The following is a 23,552-nucleotide window of genomic DNA, read 5'->3' as shown; positions in this document are numbered from 1 at the left end:
GAACCAGTGAACAGGATTACATTGTTAGCGCCAGTGGGCAGCCATGTGCTCCGCAAGGTCTAAGACCCGCTGGCTATAGCCCCACTCATTGTCGTACCAAGCCACTACCTTGATGAGGTTACCCCCCAGCACCATGGTAAGGGATGCATCCAAAATTGAAGAGGCCGAGTGCCCCCGATAGTCAGAAGAGACCAACTCTAAGTCACTGTAGTGGATAATCCCCTTCATGGTGGTTTCCGAGGCTTCTTTGAGGACTTGGTTGACTTGCTCAGCAATGGTCGGTTTTTCGACTTGTGCCACAAAGTCCACCACAGACACGTTCGGTGTTGGCACCCGCAAGGCAATACCGTTGAGCTTCCCTTGCAGTTCTGGAATAACTAATCCAACCGCTTTGGCAGCACCAGTGGAGGTCGGCACAATATTCATTGCCGCCGCTCGTGCCCGCCGCAGATCCCGGTGGCTGGCATCGAGCAGCCGCTGGTCACCGGTGTAGCTGTGGGTAGTGGTCATCATCCCCTGCTGAATACCAAAATGCTCATGCAGCACTTTGACAATGGGAGCTAAACAGTTGGTTGTACAACTGGCATTACTCACCACGGTTTCACTGGGATCGTAGGTGTGATGATTGACCCCAACCACGTAGGTGGGCACGTTGCCCTTACCCGGCGCAGTGATTAAGACTTTTTTTGCCCCAGCACTAATGTGCTTGCTGGCACCATCACGGCTGGTGAAGACTCCCGTTGCTTCAATGACGAGGTCAATATCCCACGCGCTCCAAGGCAAATTTTCAGGATTGCGGTCAGAAACGCACTTCACCGCTTGACCGTCGGCATAGATGCAGTCGTCGTCCGCGCTGATTTCGGCATCGTGGAAAATGCCTAGCATCGAGTCATACTTTAATAAATGGGCATTGGTGCGGGGATCGGAGGTATCGTTGATGCCAACAATATCTAGCTTGCTATTGGCTTTCCGCTGTAACCAGCAACGCATGAAGTTCCGACCGATGCGCCCAAAACCATTGATAGCGACTCTAACCACCTGATCCCTTCCTCTATTTACTAACTCATTGTTGCCAGAAATGATCTAGGAAACATTCTAAGGGGGAATGGGCGTTTTATTTCGTTTTTTTTACGGATGGGCGATCGCCAACGGGGGAGCCTCTGCCTCAAGGGGGGCAGACAGCGCCGCAGCAAGGGGAGCACGGCCAAACCGTTGCTCCAGTAAGTCCATGACTGTGCGGCCAAAGTCGTTGGGGTTCTCTCGCCACGCCGCCAAACAGACTTCGCCAAAGAGGCTGCCCATGGGTTCAGGGTTCCAAAGTAACTTTTTAGCGGTCCACGGCATCAGGCTCATGGGGTTATAGCCCGGGCGCAGAATGCCTGCCTTGAGGGCATACTCTTCAAGGTGCGTGTGGGGTTGCAGGCCAATAAAGAAAATGGCGGGTTCCACCTTATCGGCACCAAAAATCTGCTCCAGCTCACGATGGTAGGCAATGGTTTGGGCAATGGTCTCGGGGCGCTCATCAATGACATTAAAGGAATAGTTGACCGACACCAGATCCGCAAAGCCTGCGGCTTTTAGATCACGGCAGTTCTGCAACACCGTGCGCAGGTTATACCCCATGCGCATTTTCCGCACTAATTCTTGGGAACCGCTGGTAATACCAATTTCAAAATAGTTCATCCCCGTTTTGACCATGAGGTCACACAGTTCGGGGGTAAGGTTGTCCGCCCGGATATAGGCCGCCCAGTGAATATCCGTCATCCCCGCTGCCAAGATGTCCCGCAGCAGGGCAATAGCGTCAGGGATAAACTTACGCGCCGGAATAAACTGGGCATCGGTAAACCAAAAGTTGCGAACCCCGCGCTCATAAAGCTGGCGCATCTCCGCAACCACCTCTTGCGCCGGGTTAATGCGCACCTGCTTACCTTCAACAACGGTATAGACGCAGTAACAGCAGTTGTGGGGGCAGCCCCGTTTGGTCTGCACACCGATATAGAAGTCGCCCCCCTCTAGGTAGTATTCAAATTCTGGCCAAATCTGCTCAATATAGCTGTAGTTACAGGCGGTTTTTTYAATGGGGGTCGGCCATTCGTGAATGAGGCGATCGCGGGGGGTCTCCACCCCAGCAATATAGCAGCGCTCCCCTTGAATCGATTGGTCTGTGAGCACCTTATGCAGTAGGCTTTCCCCTTCGCCCACCGAAATAATGGTGCCCCGGGGCAGTTGGGAACCCAGTTGCTCGTAAAAGACGCTAACTGCACCACCACCCACGATGGTGGTGATCTGAGGATGGTAGCGCTTGGCATGGTGCAACCCCAAACGAATTAAACTTAGATTCCGCCACAGTTCGCCGTAGTAGGCACTCATCACCCGTAGCCCACCGATCGCCCCCCGCAGTTTGACAAACGGATTGCGAGCGTAATAGACCTCAAAGGCATGTTGCAGCGGATTACCGCCGCGCCCCCCCACAGGGGCGTAGATTTGAATATCTCGCCACGAAAATACCAGATGGGTGGGGCGAAACTCATCAATACAACGGCTGAGGGCAGCCCGGAAGTCTAAGGGGGGGACTGTGCCCAAGTCAAAAATGCGCTGCTCAAGGTGGGGCAGTTGCTTATGGATATAGTCGGCCAAATAAACCACCCCAATGGGGAAGATGGGGTTGCAGGGCAGGCGAACGTACAGGACACGGGGCGTCATGGGGCACAGATCTATGAGTGCGATAAATTCTTAAAAGACTGTTACATCTGTTCACGTTGTAGCACATTCTAGGGGGGATGCTGTGGGGATCAGCCAAAAATTGGCAGGGGATCAATTAGCAATCTTGTAGTTGAGTTTACAACCGTATCAAAAATCCAGTGTTAGGCTAATCAGGGTAAAGAGTCTTTTATAAAAAATATCATTGTCGTATGCCGCAAATCTTTGATCCCGTCCCTCACGATAATTGCGATCGCATCCTCTGCTGTTATGCCAACGTCACCAGCAAAATACAGGTGGTGCGCATTACAAATATTGCCAATTGGTATTTTGAGCGGGTTGTTTTTCCGGGACAACGACTTGTATTTGAGTGCCCCCGTCCAGCACAGCTTGAAGTTCATTGTGGCATGATGGCGAGTGCGATTCTCTCAGATACCATTCCCTGTACAGAGTTGCTGGTACAGGAAGGAGACGATAATTTTTTTCCGAGTGATCCTGTCACGCAACAACGGCTAGAATTGCTCAATGAAGAATCACCGCAAGAAGTCATGAGCCATTGAGCCGCGAAACTACGTCTCCACAACGACCGCAGACAACAGCTATCCTTGCTGTAAGTTTGGATGGCAAGTTGGCAAAAGCCAGTGCCCAAGGCGATCGCATCGCGTCAGCATACGATTTTCAGCACTTAGAAGAACACGTTGCCCAAGCAGATGCGGTCTTGTTTGGGGCAACCACCCTGCGCTTGGGGGGAACTGCCATGCGCTTACAGTCCCCCAGCTTAATTCAGCAACGCCTCAGGGCGGGTAAGCCGCCGCAACCGCTGCAAATCGTTTGCTCTGCCAGTGGTGACCTCGACTTAGCACTCCCCTTCTTTCAGCAGCCGATTCCACGGGCATTAGTAACAACAGAAACAGGTCGAGCGCGTTGGCAGGGGTCTAGTGCCTTTGACTACTGTTGGTGTGCCGATCGCCCCCACTGGGATTGGTCTTGGGTTTTAGGGCAAATTGCAACGGTGGGGATCCAGCGCCTAGCCGTACTCGGGGGAGGGCATCTCTTTGCGTCTCTGCTGCAAGTGCAAGCCATTGATGAACTGTGGCTGACGGTCTGCCCCCTAATGATTGGATCCAGTGCCCCCAGCTTAATGCCGCTAAAGGAGTGCACATCTCCCACCATGACCTTGGTGAGTGCAGTGCCCGTCGGGGATGAGGTTTATTTACACTACCGCCTCGGCTACGGCGAGGACAAAGGAACTATGATAGAGACTTGAGCAACAACCCAGCAGCCCATGAGCGATTTCCTAGCCGGTCTGAACCCCTGCCAAAAACGAGCGGTACAACACTACTGCGGCCCAATGCTGGTAGTGGCGGGGGCAGGATCTGGCAAAACCCGGACGCTGACCTACCGCATTGCCCATTTAATTCAACAGCATCAAGTTGATCCTGCCAATATTCTTGCGGTGACCTTTACAAATAAAGCTGCTCGGGAAATGAAGGAACGGCTTGAGCAGCTTTTTGCCCAACAGATGGCCTATCAGTTGTGCCAGCGAGATTGGCTTGACCTGTCGCCCCTAGAGCAAAAACGGGTGCGATCGCAGGTCTATCACACCTATACTAAACCGCTTTGGATTGGCACCTTCCATAGCCTTTGTGCCCGCCTCCTGCGACATGACGTGGAAACCTACACGCATCCCCAAGGCTACCGCTGGACTCGCAACTTCACAATTTTCGATGAATCCGATGTCCAAAGTTTGATCAAGGAAATTGTGATCAGTGAGTTAAATTTAGACGAGCGCAAAAACGATCCACGGGGGATTCGCTACAAAATTAGCAATGCCAAAAACCGCGGCTTAACGCCGGATCAACTAGAGAACGAGACGCGATCGCCAGCAACTCGCACCGCAGCTGAAGTCTATCGCCGTTACGAGGCGGCGCTTGCCCGTAACAATGCCTTAGATTTTGACGATTTAATTTTGCTGACGGTGCATCTATTTCAGCAGCAACCCCGTGTCTTAGAGCACTGGCATCAGCAATTTCAGCACATTTTAGTGGATGAGTACCAAGATACCAATCGAACCCAGTATGATCTCATTCGCCTTTTAGCCACCAATGGTACCCCTCCCCAGCAGTTCCAAGGCTGGCAGGAGCGCTCCATCTTTGTGGTGGGGGATGTGGATCAGTCCATTTACTCGTTCCGATGTGCTGATTTCACAATTTTGATGAACTTCCAGCGGGATTTTGGTGATGGTTTGGCGGACGATGACAGCCGCACCATGATTAAGTTGGAGGAAAATTATCGCTCGGTGGCCAATATCCTAGAGGCGGCCAACTACCTGATTGAGCACAATAGCGAACGGATTGATAAAGTGCTACGCCCCACCAAACCTGCGGGCACCCCCATTCACTGTGAATGCACTGCGACGGAAACCGAGGAAGCATATTTTGTCGCCGAAAAAATTAAAGCCCTCAGTGGCGATCGCCTCGAGCCAGCGTGGGGGCGCTTTGCCATTTTGTACCGCACTAATGCCCAATCCCGCCCCTTTGAGGATGCCCTTGTCCGCGCTAATATTCCCTACACCGTAGTCGGCGGCTTAAAGTTTTACGATCGCAAAGAAATTAAGGATCTTTTGGCCTACCTGCGCTTGCTGCAAAACCCCCACGATAGCGTGAGCCTGCGGCGAATTATTAATGTGCCCAAGCGCGGCATTGGCAAAACAACCCTTGATCGCCTAGGAAATGCAGCCCAAACCCTACGGTTACCCCTGTGGCAACTCATTTGCGATCCAGAGTCAATGATCCCCTTGGCGGGGCGAGCCAGTCGTGCCCTGCAACAGTTCGTTAACTTAGTGCAAAAATTACAATCCCTTGTGGATGACATTAGCCTACCGGACTTGGTTCAGGCCGTCATCGAGGAGACGGGCTACCGCCGCGAACTTGAGAATGACGGCACCGATGAAAGCCTTGAGCGTTTGCAAAATTTAGCTGAGCTAGTGAACGCGGCACAGCAGTTCAGCGAAGAAAACGATGGCGCAACCCTGAGCGAGTTTCTCAACAGTGCAGCCTTAGCCTCAGATCTCGATACTGTTGACGAAGGTTCTGGGGTGGTTTCCTTAATGACGTTGCATGCTGCCAAAGGGTTAGAGTTTCCGGTTGTGTTTTTAGTGGGACTAGAGCAAGGGCTGTTCCCTAACTACCGTAGCCTCAACGATCCCCTCACCCTCGAAGAAGAGCGTCGCCTCTGCTATGTGGGGATTACCCGCGCCCAAGAGCAACTTTTCCTTACTTTTGCCCAAACCCGTCGCCTCTACGGCAGAAGTGAGGATGCCATTCCCTCTCAGTTCCTGAGTGAACTACCGCCGGAACTCCTTACCGGGGCGGCCTTACGTCGTCGCCTAGGTAAAATCACCTCCCAGCGTTCCCAGCAATGGCGAGTGGGCGATCGCCTTATTCATCCGCTTTACGGTACCGGGGAAGTCAGTCATATTTTTAACATGGGTCGCAGGGTGTCTCTTGCAATTCGCTTTCCAGGACGGGGTCAAAAGGTGGTTGACCCCACGATTACCCCCCTTGAACGGCTCAGCTCTGGTTAATTTGCTAGACAGGAAGTAGAGCGATCGCGCGGGCGGTGTTGTTGAATGCGCGCATTTTGATTTTGGATGAGGCCACGTCGGCGTTGAAGACTGCTCAATGCTGCAAATTGTGTCCTGAGAACGTTTTAGCGCTTGACCCAGGCCTGAATAACCTCTTAACCGGCGTGACAAATACTGGACTTGCCTTTGTGCTAGATGGTAGAGGGTTGAAATCTCGAAACCAATGGTTCAATAAGCAGGTTGCCAAATTCAAATCGATTCTGACTCATGGCAAGTCATCTATGAAGGGCGCGACCTCGAAGCGAATCCAACTTAATACCCATAAGCGAAATTGCTACGTGCGAGACTACATCAACAAAGCAGCACGGTGGGTCGTCAACTTCTGCTTGGAAAACGACATCGATACGATCATCTACGGTCGAAACAACGGGCAGAAAGATGAAATCAATTTTGGTGCAAAAACGAATCAGGAGTTCGTGCAAATTCCGCACTACAAGCTGTTTGGACGAATTGAGCAGCTTTGTTTAATTTTCGGGATTCGATTAGTCGAAACCGAAGAATCGTATACGTCTCAAGCCTCGTTTTTTGATAATGACTTCTTGCCTACGTTCGGCGAAAAACCTGAAGGGTGGAAGGCATCAGGAAAACGAATTCTTAGAGGGCTGTACCGAACTGCGCAAGGATGGCTCATCAATGCAGACTGTAATGGAGCCTGCAATATCATGAGAAAGGTAAGCACAAAGCTCAATATCGATTTGAGTGGAGTGTGTAGAGGGGCTGTGGCAGCTCCTTCTAAGGTCAAGTTAGGGCAGATTGGTTTTGCTCTAGCCTAACTCAGAGAAGCCTCGCCGTTCCACAGCGGGGAGTGTCACGCCAACTACACTGCCGAAAACGCTAAACCGTACTGAGCAACTCTGCTGCCGCTGCCTTCAGGGCGGGAACTTTGTCAAGTCTTTCCCATGGCAGATCCAGATCGTTGCGGCCAAAGTGACCGTAGGCAGCAACATGTTGATAAAAACAACCGTTGCGATCGCCCGGTAGGTGGCGTAACCCAAAGGTTTGAATAATGGCTGCAGGGCGCAGGTCAAAGTGGGCAGTAATTAGCTCCAGCAGTTGCTCAGGGGCAATGGTGCCGGTGCCAAAGGTATCGACAAAAATACTCATTGGCCGCGCCACCCCGATGGCATAGCTAATTTGTAGCTCACACTTTTGTGCCAACCCTGCCGCCACAATATTCTTAGCAATGTACCGCGCCATATAGGCCGCGCTGCGATCTACTTTTGTCGGGTCTTTACCAGAAAAGGCACCACCGCCATGGCGAGCATAGCCACCATAGGTGTCCACCACCAGTTTGCGACCGGTCAGCCCTGAGTCTCCTTGGGGGCCACCAATGACAAATTTGCCGGTAGGGTTCACCCAAAACTTCGTTGCCTCATCCGGCTGAATCATCAAATCGGCAAAGACTGGTAGAACCACAGCGTCCCATAGATCGGCTTTGATCTTGGCTTGGATAGCTGCTTCATCCGTCAGACCGGCCACCGTTGGGGCGTGCTGGGTGGAGATCAAAATTGTATCAATGCCAACGGGCTGGCCATTTTCATAAATGACGGTGACTTGGGTTTTGCCGTCCGGTCGCAGGTAAGGAAGCTGCCCCGTTTTGCGAACGGCTGCCAAGCGCCGTGCCATACGATGCGCCAAGCTAATGGGCAGCGGCATATACTCAGGGGTTTCATTGCAGGCATAGCCAAACATAATCCCCTGATCGCCAGCACCAATGCGATCCAGTTCTGCATCACTGAGTTGCTCGCGCGCTTCTTGGGCAGTATCTACACCGCGGGCAATATCTGGCGACTGCTCATCTAAGGCCACCAGCACGGCACAACTGTTGGCTGCAAAGCCGTTTTCAGCATCGGTATAACCAATTTCCTGAATCTTTTGGCGGGCAATGTGGACATAATCCACCTGTGCTTTGGTGGTAATTTCACCCGTAATCAGCACTAAGCCGGTATTGACAACCACCTCGGCGGCAACCCGACTATGGGGGTCTTGGGTTAGGAGGGCATCTAGAATCGCGTCAGCAATTTGATCGCAGATCTTGTCAGGATGCCCCTCTGTCACCGATTCCGAACTAAATAAGTACCGCAAAATCACACTCCTGTTGCGTCATGAAAGCGATGTCTGCAGAAATAATAACGCTGGGTAGGGTCAGCACAACGGATAGCGAGATAGGCACCTCCCTCTTCATTGTGTTGGTTAACCTACTTTGCCATTAGTAATGCTGCAGACGCTAAATTTCAGGATTATACCGCTTTTGTGCTTAAACACAGGTTTGTTGATTGAGTAGGGGATGCGAACCAGTCCCACTGCCGTACGGCTTGCCGAAGACGATGGTAGGGGTTGTCCCCCTTGGCGAGGGACGGGGGGGTAACTATAGTTGGGGCAGCGGCATATTACGCGATGCGTCTTTACCATTGCCGAGTTGTTCAATTCTAGTAAATGACGAGGAGGCAATCTGTGATACTGTTCTTGACCATGCCGTCCTGCATAATAATCACCAAACCTATGCTCTAGAATTGTTGGCAAACTAGAGTTGCTCCGGCATTTTTAATTTTTCTTTAGTAGTTATTCAATAAGGTGTATTTATGCAATCATTCCCAGCTTCGACTCGAAAGGCAAAAAATACACTACCGAGAGCTTTTGCAGCGCCACAACCTCAAATTCCTGCCCGCCAGCCCATTGCCCTGATCTCGGTACATGGCGATCCAGCGGCTGCAGTAGGGCACGAGTCCGCAGGTGGCCAAAATATCTATGTGCGGCAATTAGGGGAAGCTCTGGCAGCAGCAGGCTGGCACGTTGATATGTTTACTCGCAAAGTAAATCCTGAAGATGCTGATGTGGTTGAGCATGGTTCCCACTGTCGCACTATTCGCCTTGAAGCTGGACCTGTAACCTATATCCCCCGCGAGCGTCTTTTTGAGACTCTGCCAGATTTTGTTGAGGCGTTTAAGCGCTATCACACCAAGGTGGGTTACCCCCTTGTCCACACGAACTACTGGTTATCGGGCTGGGTGGGGTGCCAGTTGCGTCAGGAGTTACATTTCCAGTGGCTACACACCTATCATTCCCTTGGGGTGGTGAAGTATCAGGTGGCCTCTGAGCAAGCTAACCGCGATGACACTCGCCTCAGGGTGGAAGCGGATATTTTGGAGCAGGCAGATTGCGTTATTGCCACTAGCCCACAGGAAGAAGCCTACTTGCGATCGCTGGTCTCGCGCCTAGGGCACATTCGCCTGATTCCCTGTGGCACCGATTTAAGCTTATTTTATCCTCAGCCGGATGCCCGCCGCCGGTTGCAGATTCCCCACCAAGAGCCATTGATTCTCTATGTGGGACGCTTTGATCGGCGTAAGGGGTTAGAAACCCTTGTGGCAGCCGTAGCGCAGGTACCCCGTGGACAACTGTTGATTGTTGGGGGGAGTGACCCCCAGCGCAGTGATGGGGCAGAGCGATGCCGAATTGAGGGGCTAGTTCAGGCGTACGGCTTAGACGATCGCGTCACCTTTGTGGGGCAAGTGGCGCACGAAGACCTAGGCGCTTACTATAGCGCTGCCGATGTCTGTGTGGTGCCTAGCTACTACGAACCCTTTGGCTTGGTGGCGATCGAAGCGATGGCCTGCGGCACTCCGGTCATTGCCTCTGCCGTTGGCGGCCTTCAGTTTACGGTGGTACCCGAAGAAACTGGCCTGCTAGTGCCCCCTGAAGACGCAACCGCCTTAGCCGCAGCAATTCAACGGCTGATTGATGCCCCCCAATGGGCACAGACCTTGGGTGCGAATGGTCGTGAGCGCGTGGCCGCTCAGTTTGACTGGCAGGCGATCGCCCTGCAAATGGGAGCACTTTATCGCCAGCTGTTTGCCGCCTCCTTAATGGGGATGTCCGGTTGCTTGACAGCTCTGGCCAATACCGATATGCTAGCGTCCATGGATGCGTTGCTCAATAACTCACCGGCCTCCCTTGCGTCCTAAGTCAATCCCTGAGATCTAGTGAGATTAGGCGTTGGCATTGTTGTGCATTCATGATAGGATAAGAATCCTGACTGGGGCTTGTAGCTTAGTGGATTAGAGCGGCTGACTACGGATCAGCAGGTCGGGGGTTCGAGTCCCTCCAAGCCCGTAAAGTTCAAACCAGAACTTAAATCTGGGTAGTCATGCCATTTAAGTGTGGCCAATTTGAGGTGTTTTTACTGAATGTCGTGGCTGCAATGTGAGTCAGATAATGCTGCAACATTGCTACTGTCACTCCCTGACGGAAAGGAATAATTTCATTCCTATCATGATGCTGTAGTAATAGCATTTGTGCAGTTGCCAGCAAGGAAGGAATGGCATCAGTCTCTTGCTCACTCAGGTGCAGCTCTATCAGTTCAATGTAGGCAGCCACAGTGTTGGGGCTTAAGAAAATAATTCGTCGCAGGTACTCCTTTGCTGTGGCTTTATCGTCCTGTTCTTCAGCAATGTGAGCCAGTAAGAAAAGTGCATTCACATTTTCTGGGTTCACGCTTAATATCTGTTGACTGGTGGCGATCGCCTCCGTGTAGCGACCCTGATTGGCATACATTTGTGCCATAAGTAGCAGGCAGTCCTCATCCTTGGGGTGGCCTGCTTGCCATTGCTGAGCCAAGGCCAATGCACGGGTATAGTTCCGTTGTGCAAAGTCTGCGCGGGCTTCCTCTAGAGCAGAGATTGGCGGCGGGGTCGGCTGTGGCCGTACGGGCGGATCAATCCCAAGTTGATACACCACTGATTCAGGATAGCTGAGGATCTCTAGCGGGCTGATCTCTTGTCCTTGTAGCTCGGTATGACCCGTTAACAGATAACCCTGGGGACGCAGTAGAGACACAAAGGTGCCTAAAATTTGGCTGATGGCGGTGCTGTCAAAGTAAATGAATACATTGCGACAGATGATGAGGTCAAGGCTTGCGGGCAACAGATCGTAGTCTTCTGGACACAATAAATTGACGCAACGAAAGCGCACCCATTGCCGCAGGGCTGCATCAATGACCCAGCCTTGGGCTGTTTCCTGAAAGTAGCGCGCCTGTAAGGTCGGATTCATGCCGCGAAATGACCAGCGGCTATACACCCCTGCCCGAGCTTGAGCAACAGCATTTTGGCTAAGATCGTAGCCAACAAGACTCAGTTGCCAGCGTTCTGGGTTGGGAATCAGTTCCTTGAGTAAGATGGCAATGGAATAGAGTTCCTCGCCGCTGGCGCAGCCTGCACTCAGAATTCGCAAGGTGCGATCGCCCTCATGGCGGGCAATCAGATCCGGCAAAAGACTCTCGCGCAGAACTTTAATTTGGCCGTGGTCGCGGAAAAAGTAGCTCTCACCCGTGGTAATCAGATCCGCAAGATGCTGCCATTCCTTTTGGCCTGCCACGGACTCTGAATTCACCAGTAGGGCGAGATATTGGCTGGGATGCTGACAGTCTAGGGCACGACAGCGCATCAGGAGCTTCTTGGTTAGTTGCGGTCTGTCCTGTGGCCGAATACTAATCCCGGTTTGGCGGCGAATTAATTGTAAAAATTGCTCGAGTAATTGATCGTCCATGACGGCTGTAGTGCACCAGCTTACACCGTAACAAAAACGAGCCACCGCTGGGGGCGATCGCTCGTTGAGCTAAGACATTTTTTATTTTTAGATGCCTAATGATGACAGTTGGCCAACCCCCAAGCCGAGATCAGCCAACCTCAATCTTACTTTTTCGTGATCCGCGGCGGCTCACGGAAGAAGATCGCAAAGAAAAAGAGGGCGATTAAACAGGCAAAAATGAAAACGTAGGTGATAGTTTCCATGGTAAGTCCCTAGGAGTACTAGCTAAACAGCTTCTTTACGACGGGTGCTCAGATCACCCACTTTCTGGTAGACACCCCATTCCACCTGTTCCGGCGACAGCTCAGGATCAATCCCCGAGAAGACATCGCGGAAGAGGGTACGGGCACCATGCCAAATGTGACCAAAGAAAAAGAGCAGGGCAAATACGGCATGACCAAAGGTAAACCACCCCCGGGGACTGGTGCGGAAAATACCATCGGAGTTGAGGGTTTCCTTGTCAAACTCGAAAATCTCCCCAAATATGGCCTTACGGGCATAGCTCTTCACTGTTGGTGCATCCGTGAAGGTTTGGCCATTCAGCTCACCACCATAAAAGGTGACGGTTACACCCTGCTGCTCAAAACTATACTTCGACTCAGCCCGCCGGAAAGGAATATCCGCCTTCACAACCCCATTCTTATCGGTGAGGATGACGGGGAACGTTTCAAAGAAGTTAGGCATACGGCGCACAAATAGCTCTTCGCCCGTTTTGTCCCGGAACACCGCATGACCTTTCCAGCCTTGGGCAATACCATCCCCTTTATTCATTGGCCCAGTGCGGAACAGGCCACCCTTGGCGGGATTATTGCCAATGTAGTCGTAAAAGGCCAGTTTTTCTGGAATTGCCGACCATGCTTCTTCTGGCGTTGCGCCGCTCGCCAAAGAGGCTTGGACGCGACGATTAATTTCTTGCTGGAAGTAACTGCTATCCCACTGATAGCGGGTTGGCCCAAATAGTTCGATAGGGGTCGTCGCACTGCCATACCACATGGTGCCAGCAACAACAAAGGCAGCAAAGAAAACAGCGGCAATACTGCTGGACAAGACTGTTTCAATATTCCCCATGCGCAGGGCTTTGTAGAGGCGTTGTGGGGGTCGCACCAACAGGTGGAACAGCCCCGCAATAATACCTACAATTCCCGCAGCAATATGGTGAGCTACGATTCCGCCCGGATTGAAGGGGTTAAACCCATCAGGCCCCCACTCCGGTGCCACAGGTTGCACACTTCCGGTGAGACCGTAGGGATCAGAGACCCACATCCCCGGCCCAAATAGGCCCGTGAGGTGAAATGCGCCAAAACTAAAGCAGAGCAGTCCCGATAGAAACAGGTGAATCCCAAACATTTTGGGTAAGTCGAGGGCAGGCTCACCCGTGCGGGGATCGCGGAATAATTCTAAGTCCCAATACACCCAGTGCCAGCAGGCCGCAAGGAACAAGAGGCCGGAAAGGACGATGTGGGCGAGGGCAACCCCTTCAAAACTCCAAAATCCGGGATCAACGCCAGTTTCACCGGTGACGCTCCAGCCACTCCAGGAACCAGTCACCCCCAAACGGGTCATGAAGGGCAGGACAAACATCCCCTGCCGCCACATCGGGTTCAAAACTGGATCACTGGGATCAAAAATAGCTAGCTCGTAAAGAGCCATCGACCCTGCCCAACCGGCGACCAGTGCCGTGTGCATCAGGTGGGCCGCAATCAACCGCCCCGGATCATTGATCAAGACGGTGTGGACTCGGTACCAGGGTAGTCCCATTGACTACGCTCCTCCTATACAAAAGTTTAGCGTTTGCATGAACAAATTTTATTAAGCAGCCGGATCACGGTGACAACCGCTTCCCTACTAAGAGTTTAACGGCCAAGTTACCCGTAACTTCAGCTCTGGTTGGTCAGTTTTTCTGCCAGAATGAGAATGTATTAAGAATGGTAACTAGCGTGGGTCGCTATGGCAAGCAAAGCTGAGTTTGTGGGTACAAATATTAAGTTTGTTAACGAAGGCCAAGAAATTGTTGCGGCTCAAGGGGCAAATTTGCGCTTAAAAGCAATGGAAGCGGGGGTTGATCTGTACACCTTAAAGGGTAAGCTCTTTAACTGTGGCGGCTATGGCCAGTGTGGCACCTGCATTGTTGAAATTCTCGAAGGCATGGAGCATTTATCGCCCCGTACCGCGGTGGAAGAGCGCAAGCTCCGCCGCAAGCCGGACAACTACCGCTTGGCGTGTCAAACCTTGGTTAACGGTCCGGTATCGGTCAAGACAAAGCCATAGCACTCAACAGGAATGAGGGTCGTGCTGATCTTGAGACTACAGCGGCTGATCGCGCCCCCTTTTACTCCTGCGTGGGCAGTGGTTCTCAATAGTGCCTTCTTAATTGCAGTTGCTGTGGGGGGGGTGGCTTTTGCTCGCTATCTCTTTTACTACCGCTCTACGATTGTTCTTTACGCGCCTTTTCTGTTTCAAGCTACTGTCACTACGTTTTTAATTGCCCTAGTTAGCCTTGTTTTAGCAGTTATTTTGGGGGCGATCGCCACTTGGGCACGGCTGCATTCAGCTAAATTACTGCGACTGGCTAGCACCCTCTACATTGAGTTTGTGCGCGGCACCCCCACCTTGGTGCAACTCTTGGTGTGGGGGTTTGGCATTGGTGGCCTGCTGGGACACTTGGGGGTTGACCCACGACAGATTGCCTTTGACATCATGACTGTCCTGCACAGCAACCGCTTGGTGTCGCCCCTCTTTAACTTTATTTTTTACGGTATCCTTGGTCTCGGTTTTAATTATGGTGCGTACCTGAGTGAGGTCTTTCGCAGCGGCATTGAAGGAATTCCCCAAGGACAAACAGAAGCCAGCCTCAGTTTAGGACTCTCCCCTCGGCAAACCATGGGGCGGATTATTCTCCCTCAAGCCATCTTAATTATGCTTCCTCCCTTCACCAATAACTTTATTACCTTGATCCAAGATTGCGCCCTCCTGACCGTGATTGGAGTGCCAGAACTCCAGAACATGACCAGTACCTTTGCCAATCCCATCACCGATCCCCAGCGTAAGCTCTTTATCTATATTTTGGGTGCTCTGTTCTATTTTGCCCTCTGCTATCCCCTATCGCGCCTCTTGCGCTATTGTGAACGCCGCTTTAGTCACAGTGGCATTTCGTAGTCAAAATCGTTATGAGTATGATATAGTAGGCATGGCTGTTAAAAAATGTTAACAGTCCGCTATCGATCTGTTCCATGCAGAGCTGTTGTAGTTAGGAGCACAAGGTTTTATGTCTGAATGTTTGCGTGTTGGCCAAGCAGCCCCCGACTTTGAAGCGGTTGCGGTGTATGATCAGGAGTTCAAAACCATCAAGCTGTCCGATTATCGCGGCAAATATGTCGTCCTCTTTTTCTACCCCTTGGACTTCACGTTTGTGTGTCCCACCGAAATTGTGGCCTTCAGCGATCGCTATGCTGAATTTGCCCAACTCAATACTGAAGTGTTAGGGGTATCCGTTGATAGCCAATTTTCCCACTTGGCTTGGACACAAACTGACCGCAAATCTGGTGGTGTCGGAGATCTAAAATACCCCTTAGTTTCGGATCTCAAAAAAGAAATTAGCACAGCCTATAATGTGTTGACTGAGGAAGGCGTTGCGCTGCGAGGACTATTCATTATCGACAAAGAAGGGGTGATTCAACACGCGACAATTAACAACTTAGCCTTTGGTCGCAGTGTTGATGAAACCTTGCGGGTTTTACAGGCCATTCAGTACGTGCAGTCCCATCCCGATGAAGTCTGCCCCGCAGGCTGGCAACCCGGTGACAAAACGATGAATCCGGATCCAGTGAAGTCAAAAGTGTATTTTGAGGCCGTTGGCTAAGCCTTCTTGCTGAGTGAACTGATCTCATAGTCCAAACCTGCCCCTAGGGTGGGTTTTTTATTTTTATGATTACGGTGCAGTGGTGGTCTATTAGGTTAGGTGAGAGAGTAGTCCAGTTGAGTATAAACTAAACGATTAATCGTACAATCTCTCGCCTAGGTCGCCTAGCTCCAAGGGCCGCTGCAACAGATTTAATTAGGGGAACCTATTTGGGCAACTATTGCCCTTGATGATTTCTAGAAATAGTTTAGTGTCCTCTGGGTAACATTAAGACCAACAAATCGTTACTTAGAATACATTTTACTGGCAAGGGTAAATTTTAGAATAAACAGAGTAAAGACGATAATGGCTCCATGTAGTGCCTTAGTCGCCCTTTTTTCCTCAAAATTCAGTTGATGGGGGATCTGTTGTTGAACCAGTGGCTTGTACTGTGTGTTCTCGCTGGTGGAAGCTGGCATGACATCTGACCTGCAGTTTTACTTGAGACGGTCTTAGGTCTCCGTGCCGCAAAACCTCTACAGTCGGCTCAATACTGAATGTACTGAATGTATTTTATGAAATGACCACCACAATTTTGTCTAGGGAACTTAACAGCGCTATGACTATGACCTCTACGCAATCACCAGCACTGACCCCAGAGCAGGCACCCCAAGCCAATAAGGCGCTTGTTTTTCCAGCACGGGTTATACAGCGGGTAATGGGCGATCGCCTCTCGGGGCGGTTGACATTTACAGACCCCAATGATGTGTCTATTGCGTGGAATCTTTATGTAGGGAGTGGCCAACTTCACTATGCCACCAGCAACACTGGCTATCAGCAGCGGTTTGACTACCTGTGCCAGCGGTACTGCCCACAATTAGCTGGGACGTTGCCAGAGGGCGACACTGAGTACCAGTATCTCTGTCGCCTTTGGCAGTCTGGGCAATTAACCCTCCCCCAATTGCGGAAGCTCCTATTTTTGTTTACCCAAGAAGCGCTGATTCATATCTTTGCCATGCCCCAAGCCTCCCTCTCAGTTGAGCGGGTCTTGGGCTTAGATCACCTTGTCCTGTGTGTTTCTATCAAGCAAACCCTCAGCCAGTTGCGCGATGGTATTAGTCAAGCGGTACAAACCCGCGCCTACCTGAACTCACCCCTGCAACGTTTGGGTGTGGCGCATGCAGACAGGCTTCATCCCAGCCTTTGGCAAGAGGACTATGGTCGTCATGTGGCGGCGGCTTTGCCCCAACTGTTGGCTCAGACCCCTGTGCTCTACGAAATTGCAACCCAGTTACGCTTAGAGGCGATCGCCACGGCTCAACTGCTGCGCCCTGCCCTGATGAATGGCGCGATTGTGCAGTATCCCCACACCCCTCCCGAACGCGACGATCGCCCCGTCGTTGCCTGTATTGACGATAGTCGCACCATTCAGCGCAATGTGCGGTTAATTTTAGAGACCTCTGGCTATCGAGTACTAGAGGTGATGCAGCCCACCCATGCCCTCAGTACCCTTACCGATACCAAGCCCGACCTAGTGCTGATGGATATTTCGATGCCAGAGATGGATGGCTATGAACTCTGCCGTCAGTTGCGGCAAACCGACACCCTCAAGGATGTCCCCGTGGTGATGCTTACGGGGCGTGATGGCCTCGTGGATCGGATTCGCGCCCGCATGGTGGGTGCCACCGATTATTTAACAAAACCCTTTACCCCGCAAGAGTTACTATCATTAGCGGAGCGATTTGCTCATTCCGCAGTTTTGGAGACGAACTGATGAAGCGGGTGCTAGTGGTTGAAGATTCGCGAGCGGATCAAACAATGATTGTTTCTATCCTTGAAAAGCTAGGTCACAAAGCTCATCTTGCCGAAAGCGCTGAAAAAGCACTGGAGTGGTTGGCCAACCATCAGCCACCGGATTTGATTATCCTAGATATTGTCATGCCCGGTGTCAATGGCCTCGAGCTGTGCCGCGAAGTGCGGGCTAACCCTGACTTAAAACATGTCCCCATTGTCTTTTGCTCCTCTAAGGATCAAGACTTTGATCGCTTTTGGGCACTCCGACAAGGTGGAAATGCCTACCTCACAAAGCCCTTTGAACCGGAAGACCTCATTCAGACGATTCATGAGTACTTAAATCCTGCTGAGTAAGCTATGGCAACTGGTTCCCTGAGTGCTACCGAGTACTTTCATGTTGAGTTGCCTCGAGGGGTGAACGTGGCCATTCCCCTTGATCAAACCGCGGAGGTACTGAGTCTGCAAGCGCGGGATATTTGCCTAATCCCGGGGGTATCGCCAGCACTGCTGGGCATTAGTAATCAGCGCGGTCGCCTCCTGTGGATGTTAGATTTACTACAACTCCTAGGGTTGAATCACCCCAGTGGCCAGACCACCAATGAACGCTTGACGGCCTTAGTGGTCAGGGAGGCAACGCCGCAGCAGCCCCGCCAGTTTGCCTGTATTGTGAGCCGTTTACGGGGCATTATGAGTGTCCTGCCGGATCAACTTCAACCTGTTCCCAAGCGGCTGCAACGAGAGGTTCGCCAATACTTAGCGGGATTTGTGCAAATGGAGCGGTTACCCATTTTACTGTTAAATATTGAAGCAATTTTCCAGGCCGTGGCTCGTTCACCGTTGTCCTCCTCTGCCCTCAGCCTATGACATCCCTTGCCGATAATGCTCGTCGCCCGACTCGCCCCCTGAGCGATCGCTACTTTAACGCCATCCTCACTCAGGATATTCCGACCCTACGGGATATTTTAAGCGAAGACCCAACGGATTACTTGGTTCAATTAACCTTGGCCACTGCCCTAGAGCATCAGGGGGAGATCGCCGCTGCCACGGAACTGTACGGTGCGATCGCCCAAGGGGATCAGGGGATTTTTGGCCAAAGCGCCCGTAATGCCCTTGCCCTCTTGCGGGATAACTCTCCCCCTGCAACCCCTGCGATACCAACACGCCCCGCCGCGCCAGTTCGCCCCACAGCGATGAGCTTTGGTCGTGGCCAAATCAAACAACTGCGACAGGAACTACATGCCCTAGAAAGCGCGCTAGTGCAACTGAATCAACAGCAGTGGCAGACCCCCTTACCAGAGGTGGGTGATCCCCAGTTGCGAGGAATTGCCCAAGGAATTGCCGCCTTGGTCGAGCAATTGCAACAGCAGCAGCAGCAAATCATGGATCTAGAGGCGCAGCGGCAATCGGATAGTCAACTACAGCGCCAAGAGCGCATGAAAATGCAGGAGGCTGTGATTAATCTGCTGTTGGATATTGAGGGGGCACAGCGGGGGGATCTCACGGTTCGCGCCAAGGTTGATGAAGGTGAGATGGGGTCGATTGCCGATGCCTTTAATGCTACGGTGCGCAGTCTGCGGCAAATTGTTGTGCAGGTGCAGGCCGCTGCAAATCAAGTGCAAGCTGCGGCTCAAAGCAGTCAGCAGGCGATCGCTGGCCTTGTCGAAGGGGCAACCCAGCAAGCCGAGGATATTCAGCGCACCCTACAAGCGGTGGAAGCCATGGCAGCCTCTGTGCAAGATGTGGCCAAATCTGCCCAAGACGCTGCAACCATTGCTGCGGAAGGCTTAGCCGCAGCGGAACTGGGGGATGCCACAATGGATACCACGGTGGACAGCATGGAAAATATCCGCCTCAGTGTAGCCGATACCGCCAAAAAAATGAAACGCTTGGCGGAATCGTCCCAGGAAATCTCCAAAATTATTAATATTATTTCAGGTATTTCTGAGAAAACGAACCTTTTGGCCTTTAACGCTTCCATTGAGGCGGCGCGAGCCGGGGAGCATGGTCAAGGGTTTCGGGTTGTGGCCGACGAGGTTCGGCGCTTGGCTGAGCGAGTGACTGATTCAGCCCGTGATATTGAGCAATTAGTGACTGGCATTCAGCAGGAAACTGCTGACGTATTGCAGCAGATGGAGGGCAGCACGGCTCAGGTGGTCAAAGGCACCCAGCTGGTGAGTCAAACCAAAACAACCCTACAGGGGCTAGCGCGGCTGAACCAGCAAATTGACTCGCGCTTACAAGCGATTTCTGAGCGTACCGTCTCCCAGACAGCCACTGCCGCGGAAGTGACTCAGATTATGCAGGCTGTGGCTGAGATGGCTCAGACGACCTCTTCGGCCTCGGCAGCGGTGGTCGCAGCGATGGAGAGCTTGGTCACGGTGGCGGCAGAACTCCAGTCGTCGGTGTCACGGTTCCGTGTTGAAACCTAAGGCCATTGGCAATGCGTGGGAGGGTGGGCTATGACCCTAAATGCTGCAGAATTGGATGCCATTACCCAAGAAGCCCGTAATTGCTTTCTCTACGAGGATGCCCCAGAGTACCTACTGCTTTTAGAGCAGTGGGCAGAGCAGGTTGCGGCAGACCCGCAGCGCCGCTATAGCCCCGACGACTACAACACGCTGATGCGAGCGGCACACTCCCTCAAGGGGGGGGCAGGCATTGCCCAGTTGGCAGAGCTACAGGAGCTAACCCATCGTCTTGAGGATGTGCTTGAAGCCCTCAAAGACAATCAGATGGGCGATCGCCCCCGTGCCCACCAATTATTGCTGCAAGGCATTGAGCAAACCCATGAGCTACTGGAGGCAGCAAAACAGCAGCGGCCAGTGACACCCACCCCGCAACGGCAGGCACTACTCGCTGGCTTGGCGGAACTGTTGCAAACCGTCCCCCCGCCTGCGACGACTGCGCCCCTCTCTGGGGGAGATCTCCAGAGTGCCCTAACGAACGACCTAGACGCCTGCTTACAGGGTTTAGAAGTCAGCACCACCGATGCCGAGCGCGAGGAAGCGTTTATGGCTCTAGTGAGGACAGCCCAAACCCTCGGCGATCGCCATCAGGTACCTTGGCTCAGCCAATTGGCCGCAGAACTCCCCAATCTAGTGGCGGAAATGCCCTTGGCAGAATTAGTGCCCGCGGTCATTGCGGAATTTCGCCAACTGCGAGAGGCAGAGCTAACCAAATTAGCTGCCGCCGCTCCTCCTCCCCCGCCAACGGTGCCGCAGCCAGACGAGTTTTATGTGCGCATTCCGGTAAGCAAGTTAGATCGGCTGGGCAACACCGTCAGTGAGCTGCTCATTGGTCAAGAGCGGTTAACCCTCTACCAGCAGCAATTTTCCCAGACAAACCGCCAACTGAAGCGCCGTATTGAACAATTCCGTCCGATTCGGGATCAGGTGCAGACCGTTTACGATCGCTTGGCCACGCCCCTTGCGGCGCGGGGAATGGTTAGCCATGGCCATGAAACGCATGATTTTGATGCGTTGCAATTTGACCGTTATACGGAACTGCACACCACCCTCCAAGACTTTCAGGAATTACTGGCGCGGATTCAAGAGATCGGGGCAGACATTGACCTGCTCAACCGCGACCTCCAAGAAGCCCTCGATCTGGGGCGGCAACACCTGAATAATCTCTACAGTGAACTGACAGACTCACGCCTTGTTCCCTTTCGCCAGTTAGCCGAGAAATTTATCACGGCTGTGCAAACCCTTGGCGATCGCCACCAGAAACCTGTGCAACTGGTGATTGAAGGGGGGGACACCTTAGTCGATCAAGTGATTTTGCAGCAATTGAAAGCTCCGCTCACCCACTTAGTCCGCAATGCCTTTGACCATGGTCTAGAACCTCCCAATGAGCGCCAAGCGAGGGGCAAGCCCAGCATGGGTACCATCTATCTGCGGGCAAAGCTGCGGGGTAATGCAGTGGAGATTCAAGTGGCCGATGATGGCCGTGGCATTGATCTGCAGCGGGTACGGCAAAAAGCAGTGGCGCTCAATCTCTGCCCCATTGAAAAAATGCCAGAGCTTAGCCGTGAGCAAATCCTTGAGTTCCTCTTTTTGCCGGGTTTCTCAACCGCTAAACAGGTGAGCGACCTCTCGGGACGGGGCGTGGGGCTGGACGTGGTTCGCGAGCAAGTGCAGCGATCGCGCGGCAGCATTAAGGTTACCACTGAGCCGCAGCAGGGCACGACCTTTACCCTGACTCTGCCGTTGACCCTGAGCATTTTGCCGATGGTGCTGTGTCAGGTTGGCGATTTAACCTTGGCCATTCCTGATTTGAGTATTCGCGAAGTCATTGCCCTCAAAGAGTACACCGATATTCATCAACCGAGTGCCACCATTCGCTGGCAAGGGCAAAGTGTCCCCCTCTATCCGCTGCACAGCTTCTTGCCCTACCAACGCCCCACGACTGCCCCGCTACAACCGTTGGGGGTGGGGGTTGTGGTGGATGTTGCAGGGCAACCCGTTGCCTTAGGGGTGAACTACCTCATTGCTGAGCGGGAACTGGTGGTCAAGCCCTTTGATCAGACGGTGCCCGTCCCCCCCTACATTATGGGGTGTACGGTGCTAGGCAGCGGTGAGGTGGTGCCTGTTCTTGCGCCCGATAATTTTACGGCGCTGCTGGCAACTCCTGCTCCCCCTGCAGTTCCCAGTGAGCCTCCGGCACGACGCACCACTCCCCAAGTGATGATTGTGGATGACTCTATTGCGGTGCGGCGGCTATTGGATCGGGKGTTGCGTCAAGCTGGCTACGAAGTCGTGCAATGTCGCGATGGCAAAGAAGCCCTAGAGACGTTGCTGGGGCAAGGGCAAGAGGTTGACTTGGTCATTACCGATGTAGAAATGCCGCGCTTAGATGGTTATGGCTTACTCGAGGCAATTCGCACCGCAGCACCGCTGCAACACCTGCCCGTAACGATGTTAACCTCGCGGGGGGGCGATCGCCATCGCCAGAAAGCACTGCAATTGGGTGCCAATGGTTATATTACAAAACCCTTCCAGCCCCAAGCCATGCTCGAAACGGTGGCGCAACTTCTTGGGAAGCGCTGATCTAGCAGGGGGTAGTTTCAGGCTTGAAGGGTCGCTCTAGGAGATGGGTGAGAGCCGCTTGGGGGGTGAGTTGCTCTTGGAGCACTGCTGCCACCATTGCGGTAATGGGTATCTCTAGGCCGTGGTGCTGAGCGTACCGATACAACACAAGCGCGGTATTGACCCCTTCTGCGGTGCCATGGGTTAGCTCTAAGGCTTGGGGCAGGGATTTTCCTTGGCCGAGGTGCCACCCCACCTGATAATTGCGGCTGAGGGAGCTGGTACAGGTGGCCAAGAGATCCCCGAGTCCAGATAGGCCATAAAATGTTGCCGCTTCCCCTCCCCAGTGACAGCCAACCCGTACCATTTCCACTAGGCCACGGGTAATTAGGGCGGAGCGGGCATTAACCCCTAAGCCTAAGCCATCGTTGACCCCGCAGGCGATCGCGATGACATTTTTGAAAATGCCACCCATTTCAACCCCGCGCCGATCCTCATTGCTGTAGAGCCGAAACGTGGCACTGCCGAGCAAGTCCTGTACCTGCTTGGTAGCGGTGGCTTGACCGCCAACCACCGCTGCTGCCGGTAACCCCTGTTGAATTTCTGCCGCTAAGTTCGGCCCAGATAGCACCACCAGCGCTTGATTGGGGCAGTAGGTTTGCCAGATGTCTGCTGCGGTGGAAACGGTTTCTGCCTCCAGTCCTTTGGTGGCACTGACAAGAATAACATCCGGACTCGGCTGTAGAGCCGCCACCCGCTGGGCAACGTCGCGCACTGCCTTGATGGGCAACGCCGATACAAGGAGGTCTATATTGTCTAGGAGGTCTTTCCCTAGCGCTCCTTGCGATCGCCCCCACAAGCGCACAGCACATCCCTGTTGTCTAAACAGATAGGAGAGTGTTTGTCCCCAACTACCTAAACCAAGAATGAGTACAGAGGAATGGGGGTGCATGAAAACAGT

19 protein-coding genes, 1 tRNA gene and 1 pseudogene are annotated in these 23,552 nt (G+C 52.8%); 14 read left to right on the top strand and 7 right to left on the bottom strand.

Features of this window, described 5'->3' with window-relative positions; translation table 11 throughout:
• Positions 1-24: 24 nt before the first annotated feature.
• A complete protein-coding gene (locus L5470_RS03285; protein ID WP_499498134.1) occupies positions 25-1,038 on the bottom strand; it encodes a type I glyceraldehyde-3-phosphate dehydrogenase in 1,014 nt (337 codons plus the stop codon).
• Positions 1,039-1,128: 90 nt separating this feature from the next.
• Positions 1,129-2,703, bottom strand: a complete 1,575-nt coding sequence (locus L5470_RS03280) for a photosystem II high light acclimation radical SAM protein (RefSeq protein ID WP_499498132.1) — start codon at positions 2,701-2,703, stop codon at positions 1,129-1,131.
• A gap of 209 nt (positions 2,704-2,912) precedes the next feature.
• Between L5470_RS03280 and L5470_RS03275 the strand changes: the two are divergent.
• The 4 genes and pseudogenes from L5470_RS03275 to L5470_RS03260 all read left to right on the top strand — a co-directional run.
• Positions 2,913-3,161, top strand: a pseudogene (locus tag L5470_RS03275) (DUF1830 domain-containing protein); the annotation flags it as partial.
• A gap of 167 nt (positions 3,162-3,328) precedes the next feature.
• Positions 3,329-3,967, top strand: coding sequence for a RibD family protein (locus L5470_RS03270; RefSeq protein ID WP_499498130.1), 639 nt, complete (start codon positions 3,329-3,331; stop codon positions 3,965-3,967).
• Positions 3,968-3,985: 18 nt separating this feature from the next.
• Positions 3,986-6,286: a UvrD-helicase domain-containing protein gene (locus L5470_RS03265; RefSeq protein WP_499498128.1), complete on the top strand. Its 2,301-nt coding sequence runs from the start codon at positions 3,986-3,988 to the stop codon at positions 6,284-6,286.
• 41 nt (positions 6,287-6,327) lie between these two features.
• The gene (locus L5470_RS03260; protein ID WP_499498126.1) at positions 6,328-7,119 is read left to right on the top strand and encodes a transposase; all 792 of its coding nucleotides are present in this window, start codon (positions 6,328-6,330) and stop codon (positions 7,117-7,119) included.
• A 61-nt stretch (positions 7,120-7,180) separates the two neighbouring features.
• Here the strand turns inward: L5470_RS03260 and metK are convergent, their stop codons facing one another.
• Positions 7,181-8,434: a methionine adenosyltransferase gene (gene metK / locus L5470_RS03255; protein ID WP_338064284.1), complete on the bottom strand. Its 1,254-nt coding sequence runs from the start codon at positions 8,432-8,434 to the stop codon at positions 7,181-7,183.
• Positions 8,435-8,928: 494 nt separating this feature from the next.
• Here metK and L5470_RS03250 point away from each other — a divergent pair, with 494 nt between their 5' ends.
• Both L5470_RS03250 and L5470_RS03245 read left to right on the top strand, forming a co-directional pair.
• On the top strand, positions 8,929-10,311 hold the full coding sequence (locus L5470_RS03250) for a glycosyltransferase family 4 protein (RefSeq protein ID WP_499498124.1): 1,383 nt from the start codon (positions 8,929-8,931) through the stop codon (positions 10,309-10,311).
• A 74-nt stretch (positions 10,312-10,385) separates the two neighbouring features.
• Positions 10,386-10,459: transfer RNA gene (locus L5470_RS03245), tRNA-Arg, on the top strand.
• A gap of 18 nt (positions 10,460-10,477) precedes the next feature.
• On the opposite strand, the gene L5470_RS03240 is transcribed toward L5470_RS03245, so the two are convergent.
• The 3 genes from L5470_RS03240 to psbB form a co-directional block, all read right to left on the bottom strand.
• Complete coding sequence (locus L5470_RS03240; protein ID WP_499498122.1) at positions 10,478-11,890, bottom strand: CheR family methyltransferase; 1,413 nt, start codon at positions 11,888-11,890, stop codon at positions 10,478-10,480.
• Positions 11,891-12,036: 146 nt separating this feature from the next.
• The gene (locus tag L5470_RS03235) at positions 12,037-12,135 is read right to left on the bottom strand and encodes a photosystem II reaction center protein T (RefSeq protein ID WP_099799540.1); all 99 of its coding nucleotides are present in this window, start codon (positions 12,133-12,135) and stop codon (positions 12,037-12,039) included.
• 22 nt (positions 12,136-12,157) lie between these two features.
• Positions 12,158-13,690 carry a photosystem II chlorophyll-binding protein CP47 gene (psbB, locus tag L5470_RS03230; protein WP_099799539.1) on the bottom strand — a complete coding sequence of 511 codons (1,533 nt, stop codon included), beginning with the start codon at positions 13,688-13,690 and terminating at the stop codon, positions 12,158-12,160.
• Positions 13,691-13,879: 189 nt separating this feature from the next.
• On the opposite strand from psbB, the gene L5470_RS03225 reads away from it, so the two are divergent.
• The 8 genes from L5470_RS03225 (at position 13,880) to L5470_RS03190 (ending at position 22,612) form a co-directional block, all read left to right on the top strand.
• On the top strand, positions 13,880-14,200 hold the full coding sequence (locus L5470_RS03225; RefSeq protein WP_099799538.1) for a 2Fe-2S iron-sulfur cluster-binding protein: 321 nt from the start codon (positions 13,880-13,882) through the stop codon (positions 14,198-14,200).
• 12 nt (positions 14,201-14,212) lie between these two features.
• The gene (locus tag L5470_RS03220; protein WP_099799537.1) at positions 14,213-15,088 is read left to right on the top strand and encodes an amino acid ABC transporter permease; all 876 of its coding nucleotides are present in this window, start codon (positions 14,213-14,215) and stop codon (positions 15,086-15,088) included.
• A gap of 109 nt (positions 15,089-15,197) precedes the next feature.
• Entirely contained in the window at positions 15,198-15,791 is a 594-nt protein-coding gene (locus L5470_RS03215; RefSeq protein ID WP_099799536.1) for a peroxiredoxin, read from the top strand.
• 598 nt (positions 15,792-16,389) lie between these two features.
• Positions 16,390-17,544: a response regulator gene (locus L5470_RS03210; protein WP_499498119.1), complete on the top strand. Its 1,155-nt coding sequence runs from the start codon at positions 16,390-16,392 to the stop codon at positions 17,542-17,544.
• Positions 17,544-17,918, top strand: a complete 375-nt coding sequence (locus L5470_RS03205) for a response regulator (protein WP_499498117.1) — start codon at positions 17,544-17,546, stop codon at positions 17,916-17,918. Before L5470_RS03210 ends, L5470_RS03205 begins: the two co-directional genes overlap by 1 nt.
• A 3-nt stretch (positions 17,919-17,921) precedes the next feature.
• A complete protein-coding gene (locus L5470_RS03200; RefSeq protein ID WP_499498115.1) occupies positions 17,922-18,428 on the top strand; it encodes a chemotaxis protein CheW in 507 nt (168 codons plus the stop codon).
• On the top strand, positions 18,425-19,993 hold the full coding sequence (locus L5470_RS03195) for a methyl-accepting chemotaxis protein (protein WP_099799532.1): 1,569 nt from the start codon (positions 18,425-18,427) through the stop codon (positions 19,991-19,993). Before L5470_RS03200 ends, L5470_RS03195 begins: the two co-directional genes overlap by 4 nt.
• Positions 19,994-20,023: 30 nt before the next feature.
• Complete coding sequence (locus L5470_RS03190; protein WP_499498113.1) at positions 20,024-22,612, top strand: hybrid sensor histidine kinase/response regulator; 2,589 nt, start codon at positions 20,024-20,026, stop codon at positions 22,610-22,612.
• A gap of 1 nt (position 22,613) precedes the next feature.
• On the opposite strand, the gene L5470_RS03185 is transcribed toward L5470_RS03190, so the two are convergent.
• A complete protein-coding gene (locus L5470_RS03185; protein WP_099799531.1) occupies positions 22,614-23,543 on the bottom strand; it encodes an NAD(P)H-dependent glycerol-3-phosphate dehydrogenase in 930 nt (309 codons plus the stop codon).
• Positions 23,544-23,552: the final 9 nt, after the last annotated feature.

This window comes from Synechococcus sp. PCC 6717, assembly GCF_022698185.1.
GTDB classification, from domain to species: Bacteria; Cyanobacteriota; Cyanobacteriia; order Thermosynechococcales; family Thermosynechococcaceae; genus Thermosynechococcus; species Thermosynechococcus lividus.
This window is presented reverse-complemented; position numbering and strand designations above follow the sequence as displayed.